Raw genomic sequence first — 1,049 nt, 5'->3', positions numbered from 1 at the left:
AATAACCGATATCAATCTTGCAAATGTTCCTCTGTGACGAAAAACATCTTGACTATCTTGTATCGGTCCGCCCGTTCTTATCGTTATGTAATGGCGTGACATCAGACTCCTCTTAGCGATTAGTCACGAATTGCACGACCACAACGCACTCACCAGCAGCTGTTGTTTTGTCCCGTGTTGCATAAAGAGTTAGCTCTTGATCATAAGGAACAAACTCTTTTTGATTGGTCGAGGCAAAATCTTGCGTCCCTTGGGCTTTGACGTCCTTTTCACTAAACTCATTGCCACCATAGGTACTGCCAATCTTTAGTTTCGCATCCGGAAACGCTGTTTTAACGAATGCCTTAATCGAAGTGATCATTGCTCCACGAGGCAAAGTTCCTATCTTGCGTGTAAGTTGCGTATCGCTATGTGTGATATTTAAACGCAAAAAACTAACATGATGCGTATGAAGATCTCTGCCGTGTAAGTGACCTGTAACTCCATCTACCATATCTTATTTCCTTTCCTCATTAAGCCGCGTCAACTTCACCAGTGTAGGTGGGAATAACGATCGTTCCAAAATCCTGAGCTCCTTGCGCTCTTCCAGGCATTTGGAAACGCGTTTTCTTCATGCCTATAATCGTATGAACACCAAAACCGTATTCACGTTTATAGTCGAAGGTTTCTTCTTCGATCTTATAGCGTGTATCCCCATACCCCTTACCAAAAGCCATAACGACACTTTGTGCACCAAGCAAAACAGCACGACGAACACCAGCAACACGAGTACCATCCGTGGATTTTACACCATTGGTAACATGCTCGGATTCCCGTAAAATCACACCGTTATACATGCCCAGAGAACCATCAAAGATGGGGTTTTTCGCACGTGAACCGGTATAAGCAGCCTTCTGTATATCAAGCCACTGACCCGTTTCTGTGTTAGTACGCAATTGTGTTACTTGAATGGGGTGCAGATAAAGCACATAGACACTTTCGCCATTCACACGAACCGGTCTAATTTTAGGATTTGCTAGCTTCGCGCACTGAACAGCTTCATCTATCAA

At 43.9% G+C, this 1,049-nt stretch carries 2 protein-coding genes; both read right to left on the bottom strand.

The features are described 5' to 3' along the window. Positions 1 to 112: 112 nt before the first annotated feature. Positions 113 to 493: a hypothetical protein gene (locus NPX99_RS08725; RefSeq protein WP_269031434.1), complete on the bottom strand. Its 381-nt coding sequence runs from the start codon at positions 491 to 493 to the stop codon at positions 113 to 115. Positions 494 to 512: 19 nt separating this feature from the next. Further along, positions 513 to 1,049 (bottom strand): phage capsid family protein (locus NPX99_RS08720; RefSeq protein WP_269031433.1); only part of this gene is annotated, 537 nt, incomplete at its 5' end.

It is taken from the genome of Bartonella sp. 220B (genome assembly GCF_026930205.1).
In the GTDB taxonomy this organism is placed as follows: domain Bacteria; phylum Pseudomonadota; class Alphaproteobacteria; order Rhizobiales; family Rhizobiaceae; genus Bartonella.
This window is presented reverse-complemented; position numbering and strand designations above follow the sequence as displayed.